Here is a 23,933-nt window from a genome sequence, read left to right as displayed (position 1 = left end):
ATTTAAAAAGTGTTTATGCAATAAAAAAACAAGAACACCACTTAAAACATCGGTGTTCTTGCCAAGGAGATGTCTTAAAACATCGGTGTTCTTGCCAAGGAGATGTCCGCTCCGACAGTTTTCGATGGGGCGAGTAATCTTCAATGTTGTCAGGTTAATGCGACCGCTGCGACGGGTTATGGTTGGGTGAGTAATCTTAGGCCCCAGAAAGACACTACGCATTCCATGGGCCCCGAGCTCATCTCCTTTACAGAAGACTTGCTGATTGGCAAGCCGACAGGCGCAGACAGAAGCAAAGTCGCACTTATGCCCCGCGGGTAGAAAAAAAGAAGTTCACTTTTTTTTGCGGGGTCTTCACCTGTTGCTTTTCCCGCAGGAGTCGACAACATCCGCTCTCATCTAAGAATAACTATGTTTTATTTACTTTTTTATAAAGAAATAACACAAATTCTGGAGCGGCTGTATTCAGCATTTTTTTATATGCTTTCTTATTCTTTAAAAAAATCTCCCTGCAAAAGCAGAGAGATTTTATTCGCTTTATTAAAACAGCTCGAATATTCCAAGTGAATAAAGGAAAACAATCACGATTGTAATTGGGGCAACCCAACGTAATATCTGGTACCATACTTGGAACATTCCGTTGCCAAAAGGATTTCCTGCATGAAATTCTTGCTCGACTAATGCACGATTCATTTTAAATCCTACAAATAAGGCGATAAATAAACAGCCGACAGGAAGCATAATGTTGCTGACTAAGAAATCACTTGCGTCGAATGCTGTTTTTCCGAAAATGTGAAAATCAGCAAGGGCATTGGATGATAAAGCGGCTGGTATCCCAAAGATAAATACGGCCACTCCGGCAACCCAGGCAATTTGTTTCCGGGAAGCTTTTACTCTTTCATTCACTGAAGAGGTAATAATCTCCAGCATACTAAACGAAGAAGTTAAAATCGCAAATAAGAATAAGAACAAGAACAAGCTCAAGAATAATTCACCAAAAGGCATTTGCGAGAATGCTTCCGGAAGAACGATAAATAATAATCCAGGTCCTTCCGTCGGTTCAAGACCAAATGAGAATACAATTGGAAAGATCGCTAATCCGGCAAGTAAGGATACCAGAATGTTCATAACAGAAACAGAAGCTGCTGATTTTGTTAAGCTGACATTTTTAGCCAGATACGAGCTGTAGGTTACCATTACAGAGATTCCGATTGCCAGTGAAAAGAAGGCCTGTCCCAATGCATATAAAATATTTTCACCATTTAACTGGGAAAAATCAGGCTGCAGGAAGAAACGTACGCCTTCCATGGCACCTTCAAAGGTTAATGCACGAATCACGATAATAATGAAAAAAAGAAATAATAAAGGCATCAGTATTTTACTATATTTTTCAATACCATTCTGAATCCCATTAGAGATAACAAAGGAATTTAAAAATACGAAGAATGCAAGTCCTGCAATCGTAAGCAGCGGGTTTCCGGTAATAGTATCAAATAAAGCAGCATAATCACCGTTATCTGAGATAACCATACCTGGGATAGACATCAGACTGTAAATCAGTACCCAGCCCCCGACAACACTGTAAAAGGACATTAAAATAAAAGCCCCGGCAACGCCCCAATGCCCAATAAATGAAAAGATACTCCGTTTGAGGGTTAGTTTTTGATAAGCGCTGACAGCTTCCTTCTGGGCGCCGCGGCCAATAACAAATTCGGCAATAAGCAGCGGAAGGCCAATCAGAACAGTAAATAATATAAATATAAAGAAAAATGCTCCCCCGCCGTTCATCCCGGTCATGTAAGGGAATTTCCAGATAGCACCCAAACCGACTGCGGCACCGGCAGAGGATAAAATAAATCCAAGTCTTGTTGACCATTGTTCTGTCTGTTTTTCCATATTCGTAAAATCCTTCCTCTATAAAATCAATGTCCAGTATATCATAAAACGGAGCTTCCTTCAGTGGGGAGTTTTATTCTGGCATAAACATAACTTTATCGATTCCTTTGAGTACTGGGATATCCTTTAGAGCCTTTTAATAAAGGACAACCTTTCCTAAAGAATAAGAATGGTTATAGAAATAGCTGGATATAACCGCTCCAACAGGTTTTTTGGAGTGAGTAATCTTAGGCCGCGGAAATACACTTCGCTTCCCGCAGTGGACATCTTCTTAGCAAGAATACGGATGTTTAAAAAACTAAGTGATATTTTTGGTTTTCTTAGTCTTTCCAATATAAAGCAAGAAAAGCCCATTAATGAAGGAGAATAGATTTTTCTAAGCCGCTCATACTAATTCTAAGTATATCAATTAGTAACAACAAAAGGAGAGGACAGAAGTTGAACAATCCTTATATAAAGACCTCAATTGGCCTCTATTTAAACTTTTTCATGCTCGGCATGATTAATATTATTATTGCTTCTAATATGGGTAATTTATCTCGACTGTATGATGTGACTCCCTCTCAGGTCAGTTTTCTCGTTTCAGCTATCGGTATTGGGAAATTAGCGGCTTTATTTTTTGTGGGCAGGCTTTCTGACAAAATCGGCCGTAAGCCAATTATTATTGCGGCGAGTTTTTTGTATTTACTGTTTTTGCTCGGTATGCCGCTGACATCAAGCTATTATTTAGCATTTGCATTCGCGATTACTGCTGGGATTGCTAACTCGTTATTGGATTCTGGGACATACCCGGCGCTGATTGAATCATTTCCGAAAAAATCGAGCACAGCAACTGTTTTAGTTAAAGCTTTTGTCTCTATTGGAGCAACCGTTTTACCATTCTTGATTTCCTTTTTAGCAGCAAATGGCATATTTTGGGGATGGTCATTCTTTATCCTCGGTATTCTTTATGTCATTAGCGGCGTTTACTTGTTCTTTATGCCTTTCCCTGACGTAGAAAATGGCGATGCTTCAGAAGATGAGGAATCAGATAAAGAACAGGATAAGAAAGCATTAAAAGCCAAGCCATCCATGATGCGAGAAGGCCTTGCTATTATCTTAATTGGTTTTACTTCAACGGCATTATTTGTTGTTTGGCAAACATGGTTACCTGAACTTGGCGAACAGTTTATCGGCTTAAGTGAACATGATTCGGTTCAGCTGCTCAGCTATTTCAGCGTTGGTGCTCTGGTTTCAGTAATATTGCTTGCTGTAGTTCTGGATCGATTTATTAAGCCGATTACTGTTTTAATCGTTTATCCAATTATAGCTTTTATTGCAATGCTTTTACTGTTCTTTGTTGAGTCCTACCCGGTTGTTCTGGTCAGCACCTTCTTATTAGGATTATTTACCTCAGGACTTTTCCAGCTGGCGTTAAGTATCATGACTGATTTTTTCCGGAAAAACAAAGGAACAACAACAGCTTATGTAAATATTGCATCAAGTGCCGCTTTTATTTTGGTTCCAATCATTACCGGGTCACTTGTTGGTTATATTGGAATCAGCATGACCCTTGTGTTTGATATGGTGATTGCAGTACTGGGTATTCTGTTAGCACTTTATATCGCTTCCCGAAGAAAAAAGATTTTTTCTTAAGGGTAAGAATAAAATAGAGGAGATGGATAGGATGGCAGCAGATTTTGAAAAAAACTTAGAAAAAATAGATGGTTACACGAAATTGGTTGGGCTTCTCGCTACACCGATTGGGCACAGCTTATCTCCGCGTATGCACAACTTAGGCTATACGCTGAAAGATTTAAATTATGCATACCTTGCATTTGAAGTAGGCAACGATGAATTAGAGAAGGCTGTAGAAGGTATGAAAGCTATAGGAGCTATTGGGTTTAACATATCGATGCCAAACAAAATGGAAGTGATTCAATACTTGGACGAACTTGATGAAGGTGCGAAGCATGCCGGTGCTGTCAATACTGTTGTGAACGAAAACGGCAAGCTAAAAGGATATAACACAGACGGGCTTGGTTATGTGTCTAATTTGCTTGAACACGGCGTCGAACTTAAAGGACAAAAAGTCACATTAGTTGGTTCTGGCGGGGTTGCTACACCAATTGCCACGCAGCTTGTTCAATCAGGTATCCGGGAAATTAGTGTTTTCGCCCGTGATGATAAATTTTTCAGCAATGCAGAAAAAAACGTGAAATACATCAATGAAGAAATGCAAGAATACCAAGTAAAAGCAAATATTTTACCGCTTGAGGATAAAGAAGCATTTCGCCGCGAAGTTGCTGAAAGCCTCGTTCTTGCTAATGCTACAAGCCTTGGTATGAAGCCGCTTGATGATCTGAGCATTATCGACGATACGTTAGACGTGCTTCGTGATGATCTTGTTGTTACCGATGTAGTGTACAACCCGCAGCGCTCAAAGCTGCTCCAGCAAGCAGCAGAAGGTGGCAGTACAGCGATTAATGGCCTTGGCATGATGCTTTGGCAGGGGGCGCTTGCATTCGAAAAATTCACTGGTGAGGAAATGCCTCGTGAAAAAATAAAAAAAATCATGTTTTAATTGAAGCAACCTAAAAAAGCGTTTGATTGGCTGGATGCAGTTTGGTTTTAACCGGACTTTATCCAGCTAATTTTTTTAACGATGAAGATGAAGACTGTCTATTATCCGTCAAACATAAGTCAATGTAAGTATATATGTCAATTTCTGAAAATTATTTGAAATTAGTTGTAAACATATTGGCAGTTCCATTATACTAAAATTAGAAAGAGTAAATTATTTTGTGAGAAAGAAGAACGCAAGACCAAATTAATCTTTTTGAATCTTTCAAAGAGTCCGGGAAACGGTCAGCGTATTTCAAGCTATATGAATTTTATAATCATCTCAAATCAATTTGATGAATGAACTTACCTGAGAAATGTGATTGAATCATTTTTTAAAAGGGAGGAAATCAAAATGATAACGCTTACAAAAGAAGAGAGAAATTTAAAAAACTTTATTAACGGTGAATGGACAGAGGTAACAAATAAGGAAAAGGTCTATAATCCGGCAAATGGAGAAGTAATTGCAGAAGTTCCTAATTCCGGTGCAGAAGCAATTACACAGGCAGCAGAATCAGCACGTATTGCACAAAGGGAGTGGGCACTGGTACCTGCGCCGCAGCGTGCAGAACTATTGTATAAAGCAGGAACAATGATGAAGGAACGGAAGGAAAGGTTATCTCAGCTATTAACATTGGAAAACGGGAAAGTCATTGAAGAAGCACGGGGAGAGGTTCAAGAAGGAATCGATATGGCTTTTTATATGGCAGGAGAGGGAAGGCGTTTATTTGGGCAGACTACCCCTTCTGAATTAAAGGATAAATTTGCGATGAGCGAGAGATGCCCAGTCGGGGTGGTCGGGATTATCACGCCATGGAATTTCCCGATTGCAATTGCGACATGGAAATCGTTTCCAGCAATTGTTTCCGGGAATGCAGTTATCTGGAAGCCTTCCTCGGAAACCCCGCTTATGGCAAATGAATTAGCAAGGATTTTTGAGGAAGCAGGACTGCCAAAAGGAATTCTTCAAGTTGTCTATGGTTCTGGTGCTATCGTCGGGCAGGCAATGATTGAGCATGATGCAATCCGTGTTATTTCATTCACCGGCTCCAATGAAACAGGCAGAAAGGTAGCAACGGAATGCGGGAAACAATTGAAAAAGGTTTCCCTTGAAATGGGCGGGAAGAATGCTGTGATTGTAATGGAAGATGCAGATATTGATTTAGCCGTAGAAGGGATTCTCTGGAGCGCCTTTGGAACAAGCGGCCAGCGCTGTACCGCCTGCAGCCGCGTTATTGTCCATAAGGCTGTTCGAAAAACACTGGAAGAACGTTTATTAAAAGCGATGAAAAACCTGACGATAGGAGATGGACTTGATTCCAATAATAAGATTGGTCCAATCATTAATCAGACCGGCTTAGATAAAATCTTAAAATATATAGAAATTGGGAAAGAAGAAGGAGCAAAATTAGCTGCTGGCGGCAAACAGCTTACTGTAGAAAATTATGAGAAAGGCTTTTACTTTGAACCGACGCTATTTACTGACGTTTCGATAGATATGCGAATTGCACAGGAAGAAATTTTTGGGCCGGTTGTTTCACTCATTGAAGTAAATAATTTTGAAGAAGCCATTGCTGCAAATAATAAGGTGAAGTATGGCTTATCCAGTTCTATATTCACCAAGGATGTCAATCGAGTTTTTCAAGCGCAGCGTGATTTAGATACGGGGATTGTTTACGTCAATGCCGGAACAACAGGAGCGGAAATCCATTTACCTTTTGGAGGAACAAAGGGCACGGGGAATGGCCATCGTGATTCCGGTGTGCAGGCGCTTGATGTTTTTACAGAATGGAAGGCAGTCTATGTCGATTATAGCGGGAAGCTGCAGCGTGCCCAAATTGATACAGATGCATAGACTATCATGATAGGTTGCCTTGAAAAGCAGGAAGCGAAAAGGAGGAATTAGCATGAAAATAGGAGTGTTAGGAACCGGCCTCATGGGAAAAGAGGTTGCAAGAGATTTGGCAAATAGTGAGGGCATCAAAGAAATTGGTCTTGCAGATATCGATTTAGGGCGGGCTCAGGATATTTGTTATCAGCTTCAATCGCCTCTGATGACGGCCTATCAGGTAAATGCAAAAAATGAAGCGGAGCTCGCTGATTTTATGAGCCGTTTTGATGTAGTAGTGAATGCTTTATTTTATACCTTTAATGAGACGGTTGCGAAAACAGGCATCAAAGTGGGCACCTCGGTCGTAGATCTGGGAGGTCATATTGACCATATTACGGATAAAGTGCTGGAGCTGGAAGGAGAGGCGAGGGCTGCCGGTGTAACGATTATCCCTGATTTAGGTGTAGCCCCCGGTATGATCAATATATTATCCGGTTATGGTGCCAGCAAATTAGAAAAAGCAGCTTCCATTCAATTATTTGTAGGCGGGATTCCTGTCCAGCCGGAAGCTCCTTTAAAATATAATCATGTATTTTCTATGGAAGGTGTATTAGATCATTATACCGATCCATCAGAGATTATCCGGAATCATAAATTAATCACCGTGCCATCCTTATCTGAAATAGAGCCGATAGAATTTGCTGATTTTGGAGAGTTGGAGGCATTTCACACCTCAGGCGGAACGTCAACACTGACAAAGTCTTTTCCTTATTTAGAGACATTAGAATATAAAACAATACGTTATCCCGGGCATGCAGAAAAATTCAAGCTACTGGTCGATTTGAATTTAACCAGAAACAATTATGAGGTGGTTATCGATGGCGTAAAAGTCAGCCCCCGCAAGGTTTTGCTGAAGGTGCTTGCCCCCATTGTTGATTTAAAGGATAAAGAGGATGCTGTTTTATTACGTGCTGTGATTACAGGCTATAATAAGCGTGTAGAAACAATATTCACCTATGAAATGGTAACGTATAAAGATCAGGAGACAGGCGTGACGGCGATGGCACGGGCGACAGCAAACACCATATCTATTGCTGCACAGATGATTGCAGGAGGGGTTGTCACCAAAAAAGGTGTGTATCCGCCTGAAAAAATCATCCCGGGAAAAGCTTATATTAACGAAATGGCGAAAAGGGGAGTAATAATAAAAGAAAAAATATCGATGGAAACACACTCCACAGTTTCTTGACAAAGATAAACTAATACAGAAAACGATTTCATTAAAGAGCACGAGAAAAAGAACTCCCCTATTGGTATTTTAAAAAAAGGAAGAACCTTTGGTTGATTTTACTCAAAAGAGACGATTGTACTTTAAATATAAAAGATGGAGAGAGAAACTAAGTGAGCTCGTTGCTTCGTTTCTTTCTAACATTCTTTTAGACAGCTTTAAAAAGCCCTTTAAAACTCTAATTTTTAAAAGGAAAAGCTATTTTAATCATATACAGGGGTTATAAGTCCCCGTATATGATTATGATAGAGCAAAAATGAATTAAATATCGCAATTTATTCTATTTCTGGGTGCACCTCAGAGAAAAATAAATTCTATTTTGCTGCTTTTTGTAATTTATGAATCATTTTCAACGCCCGTCCAGTTCCAATAGCAACAGATTCTAACGGATTTGGAGCAATATGAACAGGAACGCTAAGCTCTTCTGCAAGCCACTCCTGCATTCCATTTAGTTGAGAACCGCCGCCTGTAAGAACAATCCCGTTATCAACGATGTCACCACTCAATTCTGGCGGGCATTCTTCTAATGTTGAACGAATCGTTTCTAAAATTTGTTCTAAAGATTCTTTTAAGGACGCATAAATTTCGGTAGAAGTAACTTCGATTGTTTTTGGAAGTCCAGTAACCATATCACGGCCGCGGATTTCCATTGTTTCTTCTTTATGATTTGGATGTGCATACCCAATTTCCATTTTGATATTTTCGGCAGTGCGCTCTCCGATTAAAATATTATATTGCTTCCGGATATGCTGAATAATTTCTTCATCCATTTTATCTCCTGCAGTACGTACAGAGTTACAGGATACAATACCTCCAAAGGAAATAATACCAACCTCTGAAGTACCGCCTCCGATATCCACGATCACATTTGCATAAGGCTCATCCACCGGTAAATCCGCACCGATTGCTGCAGCAACAGGCTCTTCAATTAAATGAACTTGTTTTGCGCCATAGCTTGATACCGCATTATGAATCGCTCTTCTTTCTACGCTTGTGCTGCCTGATGGGGTACATACAATGACATTCGGTTTACGCATAGACATCCCTAATGTTTTGCTTACCTTTTTAAGTAATTCCTTCAGTAATTGAGCAGTAACGTCATAATCTGCAATTACCCCATCCTTTAAAGGGCGGATCGGGATGATATTCTTCGGCGTCTTACCGACCATTTCCTTTGCTTCTGTTCCGACAGCCATTACTTGCTTTGTATTCACGTCAATTGCTACTACACAAGGTTCGTTTAAAACAACTCCCTTTGATTTTGAATACACCAGAATATTTGCAGTTCCTAAATCAATACCAATTTCAGCACTTGAAAACATATATAAAATCCTCCATTATAATTCCATTTTTATTTTTGATTCTAGACAGAAAAGATAAGCTACGGCACTTTTCCATATAAGTACGTGTTCAAAAAGACCAGTAAATAAGACCAAGAAGTTCCTTTTCCAACGCCTTATTTTTATTGGATTTCTAAATTTCCTCTGTAAGTGAATATTCAATAAACCTCAAAAAGAATGAAAAAACATTTCTTTATATCAGTCTGTTTCATATCCGTTTTTATACATTTCATACATATACATATCTAAATTTAAATGATTACATTTTTTGATTCTTTATAGTAATAATGTACAAATCACGACAAAATATCGTAACCAGCGCAGCGTGTATTTTAAATCGGCTGCTGCTATAGGTCTACTGGTTATCGATAAATAATAACAAAATTATTTCATTTTCTTAAAATACTATTCTATCAAATGATTGCTTTTTTGGGGGTATTGAACTCCCTTTATTATATAGAAAGAACTAGTTTTTAAAATAAAACATAAGCAAAATGAAATCAAGTAACATTTCTGTTACAAATGTGCTTATGATGTAACATTAGACCTGCTGTAGAAACTTGTCAATATTCATTTTATAGAAATGATTTCCTGTCAATTGAGTAATTTCCAAAGCAGGAGAATTATACTTCATTTAGAATAGTAGATTTGATAAGGTTTTACAAGTTTAGAAGCAAAAAAATAGAGTGGGAAAAAGAGCTCTGGTAAACCTTGCCTTGATTATTTCAAATATTACAGAAAACCCTGTGTTATGATGATTTCGCACAAAACAAAACAACAAAAAAAGGAGTGTATGTGCATGTTTAAGAAAGTAGGCATTGCTACTGCATTGTCAGCAACCGTATTATTTGGAGGAGCGTTCGTTTCAGATGTAGAAGCATCTGCAAATTCAGGGGCCTTTCCTCAAAATTCCGCACAGAACGATTATACTGTGAACGGGCAAGGTTGGGACACATTAAATACGAGCAATTTCGATTGCTTTAATACGATAAACGGAGAAGCAGCTCCAAATACAGAAGCTGAGGCGCCAGCTGAAAATCAGTCATCTGAAGAAGCAAATCAGGAAGAGGCTGGAAATCAGGAAGCAGCTCAGCAAAATCAAGAAAATAATCAAGCGGATGGAGAGGTAAGTCAATTTGAGCAAGAAGTAGTTGACTTAACTAACCAAGAAAGAGAAAAAGAAGGTCTTGCACCGCTTGAAATAGACACTGAGTTAAGTGAAGTCGCTCGCGCGAAATCACAAGATATGCAAGAAAATAACTACTTCGATCATAATAGCCCGAACTATGGTTCTCCATTTGATATGATGCAAAGCTTCGGTATTGATTACAATACTGCGGGTGAAAATATTGCTCAAGGACAGCAATCTCCAGAAGAAGTTGTAGATGCATGGATGAACAGCCAAGGACACCGTGAAAACATCATGAATGGTGATTTCACTCACATTGGAATTGGTCATGTAGAAGATGGCAACTATTGGACTCAAATGTTTATTGGAAAATAAACAGATTCTTTTAATAGAATAAGATAAATGAAAAACCTTCCGCGTGAATGACAATGCTTTTTATTGAAGAGCCATTCATACGGGAGGTTTTTTACATAAGATGCTGAATATATCCGCTCCAACGGGTTTCATGGGGTGAGTAATCGCAACCCCAGAAATACACTTCGCTTCCCGTAGCGGACATCTCTTCGGCAAGAACACCGATGTTTTAAAGACCAAGCGGTATTCTTGGTTTTTCTTACATAAGATGCTTCATGCTACAATAGTGAAAACCACAAAAATGCTGTAATGACAGAAGTTTTTGTGGTTTTTAGCTGCCGAAAAAAGGAGTGCTTTTTTATCATTTGGTTGATTGTTCCGGCCAAACTCTCTGTCAGGTAAGAAAATAAATGCATCATGGAAAAGATTGACGGCTAAAATGATGATTTACGGGGTATAGTTTTTATAAGAAGTTTTAGAATGAAGATAGTTTCAATTTATAGTAAAGGGGTGTCAAAATGGTACAAGGACATGTGAATTTAAATACAGAAAAAACGGAGCAATGGATTCAAGAATATGTAGATGGCTGGGTAGAGTTTTTTAAAAAACAGACAGACACTGGAAAAGTTGCTGATTATATACCAAAATTAGAAGAAGCAGATCCCAATTCTTTAGGCATTACGATTATTGGTAAGAAAGGAACAGAAATCCGCTCTGGTGATGTGGAGCATGAGTTTTCTATTCAAAGTATTTCTAAAGTTCTTAGCTTTATTACGGCATGTATGGACAGAGGAATAGCTTATGTCCTGCAAAGAGTGGATGTGGAACCGACAGGGGAAGCGTTTAACTCTATTATGCACTTAGAAGTTAAGGGACACCAGAGGCCATTTAATCCTCTGGTCAATTCAGGAGCAATTACTACCTCATCATTATTAAGCGGGAACACATCAGATGAAAAGCTGGAGCCATTATTTCAATTAATGGAAAAAATAATCGGCCGCCGTCCGGAAATTGATATTGATGTATATGTATCGGAACGTGATACTTCCATGCGAAATCGAGCCATTGGTTATTACTTATTAGAAGAAGGGTATTTAGAATCGGATTTAGGAGTAACCTTAGAAACATATTTTAAGCAATGCTCGATTAATGTTACGACAGATGATTTAGCCCGTATAGGCCTGGTTCTTTCGAATGATGGCATTCACCCTGAAACAGAAGAAATAATTATTCCCAGGAATATCGTACGTATTGCCAAATCTTTAATGTTGACATGCGGGATGTATGATGCTTCAGGGAAATTTGCTTCTTATGTCGGTATTCCTGCAAAGAGTGGTGTTTCAGGCGGGATTCTGGCAGTTGTCCCTCCAAGAGTGCGTGAAAATGAGTTGCCATTTTTAAGCGGCTGTGGTATTGGTGTATTTGGACCAGCTTTGGACAAGCAGGGAAATAGTGTTGCAGGAATTAAATTACTCCGTCATATTGCGAACAGCTGGGATTTGAGTTTGTTTTAACTAAATATTTTTCGACAAAAATGGAAACAGAATAACAACTTTCTGCAATTTAGTCTTTGCTTATCAGACTAAGTTGCTTATAATGGAGTTAATGTAGAATATCCCAGCCTTTTTTTAATATTTGGGGTATAGAATGGGAAGAGCTTTTTTAAAAGCAGTAGAGAAATAAGTAATGAGGTGTGTAGGTATTGGTGCGTGTATTATTTGTATGTTTAGGGAATATCTGCCGTTCCCCGATGGCGGAAGCGATATTTCGAGATTTTGTGGAGAGAGAGCAGCTGGAAAAGAAGATTCAGGTTGATTCTTGCGGAACCGGCGACTGGCACCTTGGGGAATCACCGCATTCCGGGACAAGGGAGATACTTGAGCAGCAGGGGATTTCCTGTGATGGAATGGAATCAAGATTGCTGACAGCAGATGATTATGAGCGATTTGATTATATGGTTGCGATGGATCAGAATAATTATAATTCACTTACAGAATCCAACAATCAGGAAAAGGCAGCTATCGTGAAATTAATGGAATTTGTGGAAGACATAGAAGAAGAGGATATCCCTGATCCATATTATACCGGGGATTTCGATCAGACATATCGATTAGTTTCAGAGGGCTGCCATGGGCTGCTTCAATTTTTAAAAGAAAAGCATCATTTAGATTAAAGGAGAGATACTAATGGGAAAACGTAAAATTATTTTAGGTGTTGTAGCAGGAGCGGTAGCAGGAGGTGCAGTAGCGTTATTGGATAAAGAAGCACGCAGTTATGCCTGCGGAAAAGTAAAAGAGGTAAAATCTGCTTCATCTTATTATATCAGCAATCCTTCTGAAGCAATTCAAGGTCTGCAAAGTACAGTGGACAAGGTGAACGAAGCTTTTGAAAGCGGGTCAGCCAATGCAATGAATGCTTTAGAGCAAGTAGAACAAACATTAGATAAAGTAACGAATAAATTTTCAAATAAAGAAATAGAATAGTATAGGATGTTCAAATTTGAAGGATTAAAGTGCGTGTTCAAAAATTCCAGCAACGCAGAAATTTGCCGTGGCATTTGTATTGGGATTTTTGGACATCCCCTTAAAGTGAAAGTTAAAAAAAGGAATGTTTATCTTTGGTAGCATCGGCCTTCTCCTTTTTTGAACAAGCCGTCTTCAAAGTGGGAAGGGGAGGTAGAAAAATATTCGAAATCTGCAGAGTGTGGGTAAATATTTTTGGAGGCATTATGGAGAAGTGGATGTGTTTGGACTAGCAGCTCAGCTTGCTTACTTCTTTATTTTGTCTTTATTCCCTTTTTTAATCTTCTTACTTAATTTGATTCCGTATTTGCCAATTGATATGGATTTAATTTTAGAAACAATTGGTGATTTTGCACCGGAACAGGTGATGGGGCTGATTACAACAAATCTGCAATCATTAACTGTTCAAAACAGCGGACTGCTTTCCATCAGTATTATTGGAACATTATGGGCAGCATCCAACGGGGTCAATGCAATTACAAGAGCATTTAATTACGCTTACGGGATAAAAACAGACCGGTCATTTATCGTTTCACGGCTTGTGGCGATGGTACTTACTATAGGGATGGTTTTAATTATTATTTTAGCCTTACTGCTTCCGGTTTTCGGAAAAATGATTGGCACGTATCTCTTTTCATGGATTGGTTTTACAGAATCTTTTTTAGCAGCATGGGGAACCTTGCGCTGGGTTGTGTCTTCTTTTATCTTCTTTATTGTACTGCTCTTTTTGTATAAGCTGGCACCTAACCGGAGTCTCAAATTTTCACAGGTTGTCTGGGGCACTGCATTTGCAACGCTTGCGTGGCAGCTGGTTTCCTGGGGATTTTCCTTTTATGTACATAACCTGGGGAATTTTTCTGCTACCTATGGCAGCTTAGGTACTATCATTATTTTATTGATTTGGTTTTATTTATTTGGAATCATTATTATTATTGGCGGTATTTTTAATGCAGCCCTTCTAAATTGGAAAAGAGATTAATAAAGAAACGGTGAGTCAGCTTGCCGTTTCTTTTTTTAGGATAGGAAAGCATAAAAATGCTGAATATAGGGCTCTAACGGGTTTCATGGGGTGAGTAATCTTCAATGTTGTCAGGTTAATGCGACCGCTGCGACGGGTTATGGTTGGGTGAGTAATCTTAGGCCCCAGAAAGACACTACGCATTCCATGGGCCCCGAGCTCATCTCCTTTACAGAAGACTTGCTGATTGGCAAGTCGTGAGGCGCAGACAGAAGCATAATCGCACTTATGCCCCGCGGAAAGCGACTTCCCGCAGCGGACATCTCCATGGCAAGAACACCGATGTTTTAAAGACCAAGTGGTATTCTTGGTTTTTAAAAGAATGAAATTAAAAAGCATGTGCCTCCGATTTATTTCTGTACTAATATAATAAATTGAAAAGCCTAAACAGGATACTAAAGTGTTTTCATACAAATCTTTCTTTGTTATACTGATTTTATGCAAAAAGTATAATACAGGGAGGGTTTCGAATGAGAAAGAACATATTTGTTTTTAGCTTTATTTTTCTAGCGACATTGTTGCTGGCTGCTTGCGGGTCTGCAGACCAGGAAGAGGGAACAGATGAACATTGGGAGAGCATACAGGAAAAAGGGGAAATTGTAGCAGGGACTTCTGGAACATTGATTGGTGCATCCTACTACGATGAAAATGATGAGTTGACAGGCTATACCGTAGAGATTATGAGAGAAATTGGGGAGCGCTTAGATTTAGAGGTATCATTTGAAATCATGGGAGCGGATGATTTAGCAACCGCAATCAATAGCGGCAGAATTGATGTAGGAGCAAATGATGCTACGATCACAGAAACCAATCAAGAAAAATTTGGATTTACGGATCCATATAAATATTCGTACATTGTCGCAGCAGTCAGAGAATCGGATAATTCAGGAATAGAAACATTGGAAGACTTAGAGGGTAAAAAAGCCGGCGGGGCAGCCTCGACTATCTACAGCCAAATTGCAGAACATTATGGAGCAGAAGTGGTAACCTATGGCAATGCTCCGAATGAAGCTTATCTAAGTGATATCAGTACAGCCAGAACGGATTTAGTATTAAACGATTATTATTTAACTAAATTTGGGGTAGCAGCATTTCCTGATTTTGATTTGCACTTGCACCCAACCTTAAAATTTAATCCGACGGAGCAGGCTCTTATGATGCCAAAAGAATCTACAACGCTTCAGGAGGAAATGAATGGTGCTTTAAATGATATGCGTGAAGACGGAACATTAAGTGAACTGGCCAAAGAATTTTACGAAGAAGATGCTTCACAAGAACCGGATGTAGAAGTCGAAATTGTAGAAGGTCTGGATTTTTAGAGGTTTAAAATGAATATAACCAATATTGATTTTGGCGGTTTTTTTGATGTTCAATTAGCTTGGGAGAGCCTGCCATTTGTTCTTGGCGGGCTGCCGATAACATTACTGATTTCCATCGGCAGTATGCTGATTGGACTTGTTTTGGGGCTGTTGTTAGCTTTGGCAAGAGGCTCTAAAAATATTTTCCTGAGATGGCCGGCCAGACTATATATATCCTTTATGCGGGGAACACCAATTATTGTTTTTTTATATATCCTCTATCTGGGTTTACCCTCTGCTGGAATTCAGCTTGTCGCTGTCCATGCGGCAATTATTGGATTAGGTCTGAATAGTGCCGCATATATTGCAGAAATCGACAGATCGGCATTAAATAGTGTGGAAAAAGGACAATGGGAGTCTTCACGGGCGTTGAATATGTCTTATTGGCTGACACTGCGTAAGATTATACTGCCCCAGGCTACACGAATTGCCATTCCGCCTTTAACAAACGTTTTTATGGATATTGTGAAGGCGACGTCTTTGACAGCAGTGATTACAGTGCCTGAGTTATTTCAAAAAGCGCAAATTGTCGCTGGAAGAGAATTTGATGCAATGACCATGTACGTGCTGGTGGCGCTTATTTATTGGCCGGTATGTATTTTAATCGGCATGCTGCAGGATCGTTTAGAGAAAAAATATAGTGTATTTGTAAAATAAGTGTATTGCATGAAATAACAGAATCTAACAAAAGGTAAAAAAGAGACATTCCGGTGTCTCTTTTTTTACATTGCTCCGCTTGCTTTATAATTTCCAAAAAGTCTCAAGGCTTCTCGTGTATAGTTTCCCTCCTTTCAGAAAAAATAAAACAAAAAGAAAGGAAGGTACGGGAATGAAAAAATGCAATCGTGCTTATTTTTTTACACTTCTTTTATGTTTAACCTGGCTTTTGATGCCGATCAGCAGCTTTGCTGAAGAAATAAAAGAAGGATTGAATATACCCAGCCATGTATTGGATATCTCAAAAGAAAACACATTTCCGAATTCAACAGAAGACCAGGAGATTATTGAACCAAGCAAGTTAACGAAAGAGTTGATCGAAGACGTCGGCATTCCAATCGAAAATCCGGAGCTGATTAAGATTTTGAATGAAAGCAGTATCAAACCATCTCCTATAGCAATTGGATATCGCGGTATGGTTTATCTGGGAAGGTGGCCAATCAATTATCAATCTGCGGAATCAAATATTAATTGGGAATACCAGCATATCAATAAAAATGAAATGAATAATGTCGGCGGTGAGAAAGCCCAGGAGATGAGCTATTATCAGCAGGAAGAAAAAGAAATAAATGGCGCCCTGACCAGTAAAATAAGTAATCCGGAACAAATAAAAACGATGATGCTGTTAAAAGCCAGCGAAAATACAAAGCTTCCTCTTTCGTATCAGGCCGTTATCGGTCATAATACAAAATTAACTAATTCGTATAATATCCCAATGGAAAAGTATGGAATACTGGATGCTTATGCGCCGGCCGTTAATGAGAAAGGGCAGGTGACATTCGGGGAAGTATATATTGAATTAAAAGGATCCAATAAAACCATTCAAATTAAGAATGTAACTAAGCAAGGAATAGGAGCTTGGATCCCTGTACAGGATTATTTATCTTTCTCCTTTAAAGTGAAATAAACGTCAAAGGATTGTCGAAAAGACAGTCCTTTTTACATATTCAGCAAAAATATATTGCAATTTAATCTTTATTGCTTTATTATGGTAAAGTATTAAAGAGAAATGTGATGATTATTGGGGGAAGAAAAATGGAATGGGTTGTTCTTTCAGCAGTCCTATTAATGACTGTTTTATGTTTATTAAAGGTTAATGTTATTTTATCTATTTTAATTTCAACAATTGCTGCCGGGTTAATGTCCGGGTTAGGATTTGCAGATTCTGTTGAATTGCTGGTAGCTGGTATGGGGAACTCTGCAAATACAGCATTAAGCTATATATTGTTAGGAGCTTTTGCAGTGGCTATCAGTTATACAGGGATTACAAAAATTTTAGTGAATTTTATTATTCGTGTATTAACAGGGAAGAAAACAATGATGCTCTTTGCATTAGCTGGTGTTGCGTGTTTATCACAAAATGCGGTGCCGGTTCATATCGCTTTTATTCCTATATTGATTCCTCCCCTGTTAAAAGTATTTGATCAAATGCGGATGGATCGCCGGGCTGTAGCATTGGCTCTGACATTTGGTTTGAAAGCACCTTATGTGATGATTCCGGCCGGTTTTGGTTTACTTTTCCAAAGATTGATTTTGGATGGCCTAAACTCCAATGGGGGAGAAATTACTTTATATGAAGTAACCTTATCTATGCTTATTCCCGGTTCTGGAATGATTGTTGGACTTTTAATCGGTATTCTATTTACTTATAGAAAAGATAAAGCATCTAAAGATTCAATGAAGGAAGAAAAAATAAAAACAGAAGATCTGGTCGAAGAAATCACTTTCGGCAAACAGCATGTAATGACGATTATTGCTATTATATCGGCACTTATCGTTCAAATTATAACGCAAGATTTGATTCTGGGAGCATTGACGGGGATTATTGCTATGTTCGTTCTGGTAGCATTGCCATTTAAAAAACTGGATTCTGTGATGGCAGGAGGAATCTCCATGATGGGGATGATTTCTTTTATCATTTTTGCAGCTGCCGGTTTTGCAAATGTTTTACAGGAAACAGGAGCTGTATCGGAATTAGTGGAGGTATCTGTTTCTGCATTAGGAAATAATAAGCCGTTAATTGCATTTGTTCTGTTACTGCTGGGTCTGGTTATTACGATTGGTATCGGGACATCATTCGGAACAATCCCGATTGTTGCTGCTCTATTTGTTCCTATCTGTTTGGCAACTGGCTTTTCGCCTTTAGCAACAGCAGCTTTAGTCGGTACAGCCGGAGCATTGGGAGATGCCGGTTCGCCAGCTTCAGACAGTACGCTTGGACCAACTTCCGGACTCAATGCGGACGGAAAACATGACCATATTTGGGATACATGCGTGCCAACCTTCATCCATTATAATATTCCCTTATTTATTTTCGGATGGATTGCTGCAATGGTTCTTTAAAAAGTGAATAAAATGAAGTTATAAAGGAAAAGGTAAGAGAAAAAAGTAGGTGAACTTGAAATGAAAAGAACAATCACTTTGCTGCTTTCACTTGCCTTTTTCTTATGCGTATTTCCAATGAATACCGGCTACGCATACGGATGGGGATATCAAAAGAACTCCAATCATACACCGCCTCAAATTGGCTCTTATCAGGAGGTATTGGATAAATACAATGCTTTTTATGTGGACGATTCCGGTGATAAAAACCTTTATCTGACATTTGATAATGGCTATGAGCAAGGGTTTACGCCGGAAATATTAGATGTATTAAAGCAGGAAGAGGTTCCTGCCGCTTTTTTTGTGACAGGGCATTATGTAGAGAGTGAGCCTGAACTGGTCAAAAGGATGGTCGATGAAGGACATATTATTGGCAACCATTCCTATCACCATCCGGACTTTACCGTGATGGATAAGGAAGCCATTAACAAAGAACTGCAGGATTTAGAGCAGGCCGTTGCAGAGGTCAGTGATCAGGATGAATTAATTTATGTCAGGCCGCCCCGGGGAACCTTTAGTACAGATACATTAAAATGGTCAACAGAGCTAGGGCTTGTCCATGTATTTTGGTCATTAGCCTTTAAAGATTGGGAAACCAACTCACAAAAAGGTGCAGATTATGCTTACGATGAAATTATGAAGCAGATACATCCAGGAGCCATTATCTTACTTCACGCAGTTTCCAGTGATAATGCAACCGCTTTGGAAAAAGTCATTCAGGATTTAAAGAAAGAAGGGTACCAATTTAAAAGTTTAGACGATTTATGGCTAAGCAAGCAATTGCCAAAACAGTTTCCTTATTAAGTTGAACTGTCCTTATATAGAAGAAACGGATGAAAGTCAGAAGAAACAATTCTGATAAACCGTTACGCTTCTAAAAGGACAGTTTTTTTGATATACTTCAAAAACAAATCATCCTTATGGAAAAGAAAAAGTCTTCTTTTTATAAGAAATTTGTGTGTGTTGACCTCTTTGGCCAAAAATCAGACGAATATATAAGCTGTTAAATCTCTTGCGGGCTAAGGGGTTAGCCTATATGTAAACTAGCATAAAAGATAAAGGTCAAAAAAAAGTAAAAAAATTTGACTAAAACACTTGAAAGTCAAAGAAGGTCAGAGTATAATGTAAATATAGTCAAAGATAGTCAAAGTCAAAACAACGAATAAATAGGCTATCTGACTAAGTTATAAGGAGGAATGAGAAATGAAATGTCAAAACTGTGGACAAAATGAGGCAACGATTAATGCACAAATGCAAATGAATGGACAGCGTATGGAAGTGCATCTTTGCCATGAATGTTTACAAGAAATACAAGGAAATATGATGAACAGCGACTTTTTCTCTAATTCTCCATTTGGCAATATGGATCAATCATTTGCCAACAACTTTTTCCAAGGAAATCAGCAAAGTGGTGCAAACGCACGCACGAGAACACAACAAAAATCAAACAATGGAAATGGCTTGATTGATCAGTTAGCAAAAAATATTACTGATCAAGCACGAGCAGGAAAGATTGATCCTGTCATTGGCAGAGATAAAGAAATTAAACGAGTTATCGAAACAATAAATAGAAGAAATAAAAACAATCCGGTATTAATCGGTGAACCAGGTGTTGGTAAAACAGCGATAGCAGAGGGACTGGCTGTAAATATTGTAGAAGGAAATGTTCCTGCTAAATTAATGAACAAGGAAATCTACTTGCTGGATGTCGCTTCTTTAGTCGCAAACACTGGTATCCGCGGTCAATTTGAAGAGCGGATGAATAAATTGATTGCTGAGCTGCAAGAGCGTAACGACGTGATTGTATTTATCGATGAAATCCATTTGCTTGTTGGAGCAGGTACTGCAGAAAGCTCACAAATGGATGCAGGCAATATCTTGAAGCCAGCTCTTGCACGCGGTGACCTGCAAGTAATTGGCGCAACAACATTGAAAGAATATCGCCAGATTGAAAAGGATGCGGCGCTGGAAAGACGTCTGCAGCCGATTATCGTAAAAGAACCATCCTTAGAGGATGCAGTGAAAATATTAAAAGGTATCAAGGACCGTTATGAAAAATTCCATGAAGTCCGCTATTCTGATGAAGTCGTTGAAGCATTTGTCGGTTTATCCAACCGGTATATCCAAGACCGCTTCCTGCCGGATAAAGCAATTGACTTAATGGATGAGGTCGGTTCCAGATTAAATCTTGCTAACGCTCAGAAAGATTCTGATTCCTTGCAAGAGCGCTTAGATGAAGTAGTGAAACAAAAACAGGAAGCAGCCGAAAAAGAAGAATATGAGCGTGCTGCAAATCTCCGTTATCAAGAAATCCAATTACAAAAACAATTGGAAAAAGTTGAAGACGGCGAGAAAACACTGGATGTAGACGTTTCTGATATTCAATTAATTGTAGAAGAAAAAACAGGTATACCTGTAACGAAAATGCAAAAAGATGAAAAAGAAAAAATGAAAAACTTAGCTGACGATCTTCGTTCCAAAGTTATCGGACAGGAAGAAGCAGTAGAGAAAGTTGCGAAATCCATCCGCCGCAGCCGTGCCGGATTAAAAGCAAAAGAGCGTCCAATCGGTTCCTTCCTATTTGTCGGTCCTACCGGTGTTGGTAAGACAGAGTTGACGAAGGTACTGGCTGAGCAAATGTTTGGTACGAGAGATGCGCTGGTTCGTCTGGATATGAGTGAGTATATGGAAAAACACGCGGTGTCTAAAATTATCGGTTCACCGCCAGGATATGTCGGTCATGAAGAAGCTGGACAGCTGACCGAACGCATCCGCAGAAACCCATATTCTATTCTGTTGCTGGACGAAATTGAAAAAGCACATCCAGATGTGCAAAATACGTTCCTGCAAATCATGGAGGACGGTCATTTAACCGATTCTCACGGCAGAAGAGTAAGCTTTAAGGATACGGTTATCATTATGACAAGTAATGCTGGAACTGGTGAGAAAAAAGTAAGTGTCGGGTTTAATGCGAAAACACATGAATCTGTTGCGACAATGGAAAACTTAAGCACCTATTTCAAACCTGAATTCTTGAACCGTTTCGATGCGATTGTAAACTTCAATGAATTAAAAGAAAAAGATTTACTGCAAATTGTAGACCTTATGCTGCATGATTTAGAAGCAACCATGAAGGAAAATAAAATTACCATCACTATCTCTGATGCAGCAAAAGAACGTCTTGTTCAATTAGGATATGATGCACGCTTTGGCGCACGTCCATTACGTCGTGTTATCCAGGATAAAGTAGAGGATCAATTAACAGATTTGATTCTTGAAGGAGAAGATATAACAGACATTCATGTGGATGTTGAAGACGAAGAAATTGTTGTTTCCAATGCATCTTAATATAAGGTGAAATGGTATTAGGCATATCAAATAAAATAAAGCATAAAATAGATCAGCTGACTCATTGATTGCGTTAGCTGGTCTTTTTTTATGTATAACTCACTTTCCCACCTAAGAATACATATATATCTTGCTATTTCAGGGTGAACATGTTCTCCAGTAGCATGCTTGCTTTTGGCTACATATCCGGCCATTTTGGAATTGTTGATTGTGCATAGCTCCGCTCCGACCAACCACTCCGCTTTCCATAGGCACGGCTTCAGCTAACTTGAAAAGAAGACCGCTTTTCAAGTGAATCTTCAGCTCGCCCTGTTCCCATAGGAGTCTCCGTGGTTGGCCTCCGCTTAGTTAGGATTCTACAGCGAATATAAGAAATAACATCCTGTTGATTTGGATGAAATAGTATCTCTATCACTTGATGACACGATCATTACGTTATTTCAAATGGTTGGTTTAGCAGTTCGAATGATGACAGCATGAATAATTAACATCAAGAATAGCTTTCATGCACAAAAAGTAATCATTGCTGAACATTTTACCATGCACCATAAAAAATCTCTTCCATCTGAACTGTCTGAACAATCTTTTGTTTGTTCAGCTATTTCACGTATAGAACACCTTACTGGCGGAGGCGGACCGTTTTGACTCCTGAGGGATCAGCACCATCTGAAGATCCACTTTTGCCAAGCGATCTTCTTGGCAAAAGTTAGCTGAAGAGCGTGCCCCTAGGAAAGCAAAACGGTCCGCCGCAGCGGTATTTTACACTACACCTCTTATTACTTTATTAAGGGAGTTGCCAAAGAAAAAATCAACTCCTATTTCTACGGAAAGGAAGTTAACTTTTTAAGATGCGAAAGTTGAGTGTATAATATTTCGAGAAAAATTAACCTCCTGCTTTAAAGCTGACGATCCCGCTGTATAAAAGAATTAAAATGTGTAAGAAAGTAAGGTTTTTTTGTGCAATATATGGTATAAAAAGAATAAGGACCAGTTTTTGAAAATCAAAGCAATAGAATCGTTTATCACCAGATAGCATCTGTATAAAAAGCAAAAAGATGTTTTCAAACTCGCTTTAACCGCAATGGAAGTTTTTCTAATATTATGTATACGATAAAAACGGATGGAGATGAAAGCGTGAAGATTTGTATCATTGATGATGAACCATTGGCGTTGCAGTATTTGGATTTTCTCTTAAATAAAATAGCAGGAGTACAGGTTACCGGTAAATTTAACAATGCGACAGAGTTAATAAATCATGTTCAAACGGAGGATGTAGATGCCGTATTGATGGATATTCATATGCCTGATATACAAGGAATCGATTTAGCTGAACAGCTGTTAAATATCAAGCCCGTTCTAAATATTGCTTTTGTCACAGCCTATAATGAGTATGCAGTCAGAGCATTTGAACTGAATGCGTTAGATTATATTTTGAAGCCGGTACAGTTAGAAAGGCTGCAATTGACCATTGAACGCATCAAAGAGAAGGATGAAATATTACATAAAACCCCGCTAAAGGCAGCGTATCATATCAAAAACCTGGGTGCAGTTCGATTTTATAAGGAAGAGAGCCCGATAGAAGTAAAGTGGAGAACGTCGAAAGCAAAGGAGCTATTTTTTTATTTTCTTCAAAACCATAGAAATACCATTCGAAAGGAAGAATTGATAGATTTCATGTGGGCGCACCTCTCCTGGGAAAAGGCCAATTCACAATTGTATTCCACCGTGTATCAAATAAGAAAGGTAATTCAGCAAATGGGATTCCCGATTAAGATAGTCAGTCAGGAGGAATCTTATGAAATAACTTTAGGAGAAGAAGTGGTTATTCAATCTATTGGCTGGAAACAAGCAGCATGGAGAGCCTTGCAGGAGAATGATATATCAGTTAAAGCACATATGAAATTATTAGAAACATATCAAGGGGATTATCTGCAAGGGATAGAATCGGATTGGATTTTGGAAGAAAGAAAGGAGATAAGGAACATTTGGCTGCAGATCGTAGATAATCTGATAAAGGATACTCTTCAAAATAAGTCTCCTTCATCTCGTAATATTTCTCAAATAAGTGCACTGGTAAGCTTTGACGAAGAAGCTCGAATATTAGTAAATGAAAAACTATAGCATTAGAAAATGGAACTGGAAGAGTGGA

At 38.8% G+C, this 23,933-nt stretch carries 18 protein-coding genes; 16 read left to right on the top strand and 2 right to left on the bottom strand.

Annotated features, from left to right (window positions below; translation table 11 throughout):
- Window positions 1-540 precede the first annotated feature (540 nt).
- Window positions 541-1,896, bottom strand: coding sequence for a sodium-dependent transporter (locus tag ACZSMY_RS07580; RefSeq protein ID WP_042533383.1), 1,356 nt, complete (start codon window positions 1,894-1,896; stop codon window positions 541-543).
- A 438-nt stretch (window positions 1,897-2,334) separates the two neighbouring features.
- Between ACZSMY_RS07580 and ACZSMY_RS07575 the strand changes: the two genes are divergently transcribed.
- The 4 genes from ACZSMY_RS07575 (at window position 2,335) to ACZSMY_RS07560 (ending at window position 7,577) form a co-directional block, all read left to right on the top strand.
- The gene (locus ACZSMY_RS07575) at window positions 2,335-3,531 is read left to right on the top strand and encodes an MFS transporter (RefSeq protein WP_256706036.1); all 1,197 of its coding nucleotides are present in this window, start codon (window positions 2,335-2,337) and stop codon (window positions 3,529-3,531) included.
- A 31-nt stretch (window positions 3,532-3,562) separates the two neighbouring features.
- On the top strand, window positions 3,563-4,459 hold the full coding sequence (locus tag ACZSMY_RS07570) for a shikimate dehydrogenase (protein ID WP_042533387.1): 897 nt from the start codon (window positions 3,563-3,565) through the stop codon (window positions 4,457-4,459).
- A 393-nt stretch (window positions 4,460-4,852) separates the two neighbouring features.
- Entirely contained in the window at window positions 4,853-6,352 is a 1,500-nt protein-coding gene (locus ACZSMY_RS07565; RefSeq protein ID WP_042533389.1) for an aldehyde dehydrogenase family protein, read from the top strand.
- 52 nt (window positions 6,353-6,404) lie between these two features.
- Entirely contained in the window at window positions 6,405-7,577 is a 1,173-nt protein-coding gene (locus ACZSMY_RS07560) for a saccharopine dehydrogenase family protein (protein WP_465147639.1), read from the top strand.
- 353 nt (window positions 7,578-7,930) lie between these two features.
- Here ACZSMY_RS07560 and mreBH read toward each other — a convergent pair whose 3' ends face one another.
- Complete coding sequence (mreBH, locus tag ACZSMY_RS07555) at window positions 7,931-8,938, bottom strand: rod-share determining protein MreBH (protein ID WP_042533393.1); 1,008 nt, start codon at window positions 8,936-8,938, stop codon at window positions 7,931-7,933.
- 817 nt (window positions 8,939-9,755) lie between these two features.
- On the opposite strand from mreBH, the gene ACZSMY_RS07550 reads away from it, so the two are divergent.
- The 12 genes from ACZSMY_RS07550 to ACZSMY_RS07495 all read left to right on the top strand — a co-directional run bounded on the left by ACZSMY_RS07550 (window position 9,756) and on the right by ACZSMY_RS07495 (window position 23,905).
- Window positions 9,756-10,460: a CAP domain-containing protein gene (locus ACZSMY_RS07550; protein ID WP_042533395.1), complete on the top strand. Its 705-nt coding sequence runs from the start codon at window positions 9,756-9,758 to the stop codon at window positions 10,458-10,460.
- Window positions 10,461-10,957: 497 nt separating this feature from the next.
- Window positions 10,958-11,953: a glutaminase gene (locus tag ACZSMY_RS07545; RefSeq protein WP_042533397.1), complete on the top strand. Its 996-nt coding sequence runs from the start codon at window positions 10,958-10,960 to the stop codon at window positions 11,951-11,953.
- Between the two features lie 191 nt (window positions 11,954-12,144).
- Window positions 12,145-12,612, top strand: coding sequence for a low molecular weight protein-tyrosine-phosphatase (locus tag ACZSMY_RS07540; RefSeq protein ID WP_306432744.1), 468 nt, complete (start codon window positions 12,145-12,147; stop codon window positions 12,610-12,612).
- A gap of 13 nt (window positions 12,613-12,625) precedes the next feature.
- A complete protein-coding gene (locus ACZSMY_RS07535; protein WP_042533401.1) occupies window positions 12,626-12,922 on the top strand; it encodes a hypothetical protein in 297 nt (98 codons plus the stop codon).
- A gap of 202 nt (window positions 12,923-13,124) precedes the next feature.
- Window positions 13,125-13,940, top strand: a complete 816-nt coding sequence (locus tag ACZSMY_RS07530; protein WP_042533403.1) for a YihY/virulence factor BrkB family protein — start codon at window positions 13,125-13,127, stop codon at window positions 13,938-13,940.
- A gap of 509 nt (window positions 13,941-14,449) precedes the next feature.
- Window positions 14,450-15,298 (top strand): transporter substrate-binding domain-containing protein, encoded by an 849-nt coding sequence (locus ACZSMY_RS07525; RefSeq protein ID WP_042533405.1) that lies wholly within the window; start codon window positions 14,450-14,452, stop codon window positions 15,296-15,298.
- A gap of 9 nt (window positions 15,299-15,307) precedes the next feature.
- Complete coding sequence (locus tag ACZSMY_RS07520; RefSeq protein ID WP_042533407.1) at window positions 15,308-15,994, top strand: amino acid ABC transporter permease; 687 nt, start codon at window positions 15,308-15,310, stop codon at window positions 15,992-15,994.
- A gap of 172 nt (window positions 15,995-16,166) precedes the next feature.
- Complete coding sequence (locus ACZSMY_RS07515) at window positions 16,167-16,961, top strand: YfkD family protein (protein ID WP_465147638.1); 795 nt, start codon at window positions 16,167-16,169, stop codon at window positions 16,959-16,961.
- A 128-nt stretch (window positions 16,962-17,089) separates the two neighbouring features.
- Window positions 17,090-18,397, top strand: coding sequence for a Na+/H+ antiporter family protein (locus ACZSMY_RS07510; RefSeq protein WP_042536167.1), 1,308 nt, complete (start codon window positions 17,090-17,092; stop codon window positions 18,395-18,397).
- A 60-nt stretch (window positions 18,398-18,457) separates the two neighbouring features.
- A complete protein-coding gene (gene pdaA, locus ACZSMY_RS07505; protein ID WP_193065377.1) occupies window positions 18,458-19,240 on the top strand; it encodes a delta-lactam-biosynthetic de-N-acetylase in 783 nt (260 codons plus the stop codon).
- Window positions 19,241-19,639: 399 nt separating this feature from the next.
- Entirely contained in the window at window positions 19,640-21,784 is a 2,145-nt protein-coding gene (locus tag ACZSMY_RS07500; protein ID WP_465147637.1) for an ATP-dependent Clp protease ATP-binding subunit, read from the top strand.
- Between the two features lie 1,134 nt (window positions 21,785-22,918).
- On the top strand, window positions 22,919-23,905 hold the full coding sequence (locus ACZSMY_RS07495; protein ID WP_341172851.1) for a response regulator: 987 nt from the start codon (window positions 22,919-22,921) through the stop codon (window positions 23,903-23,905).
- Window positions 23,906-23,933 lie beyond the last annotated feature (28 nt).

This window comes from Oceanobacillus sp. B139/18, assembly GCF_055524595.1.
The sequence above is the reverse complement of the archived record's forward strand: the minus strand, read 5'-3'. Positions and strand labels throughout refer to the sequence as shown.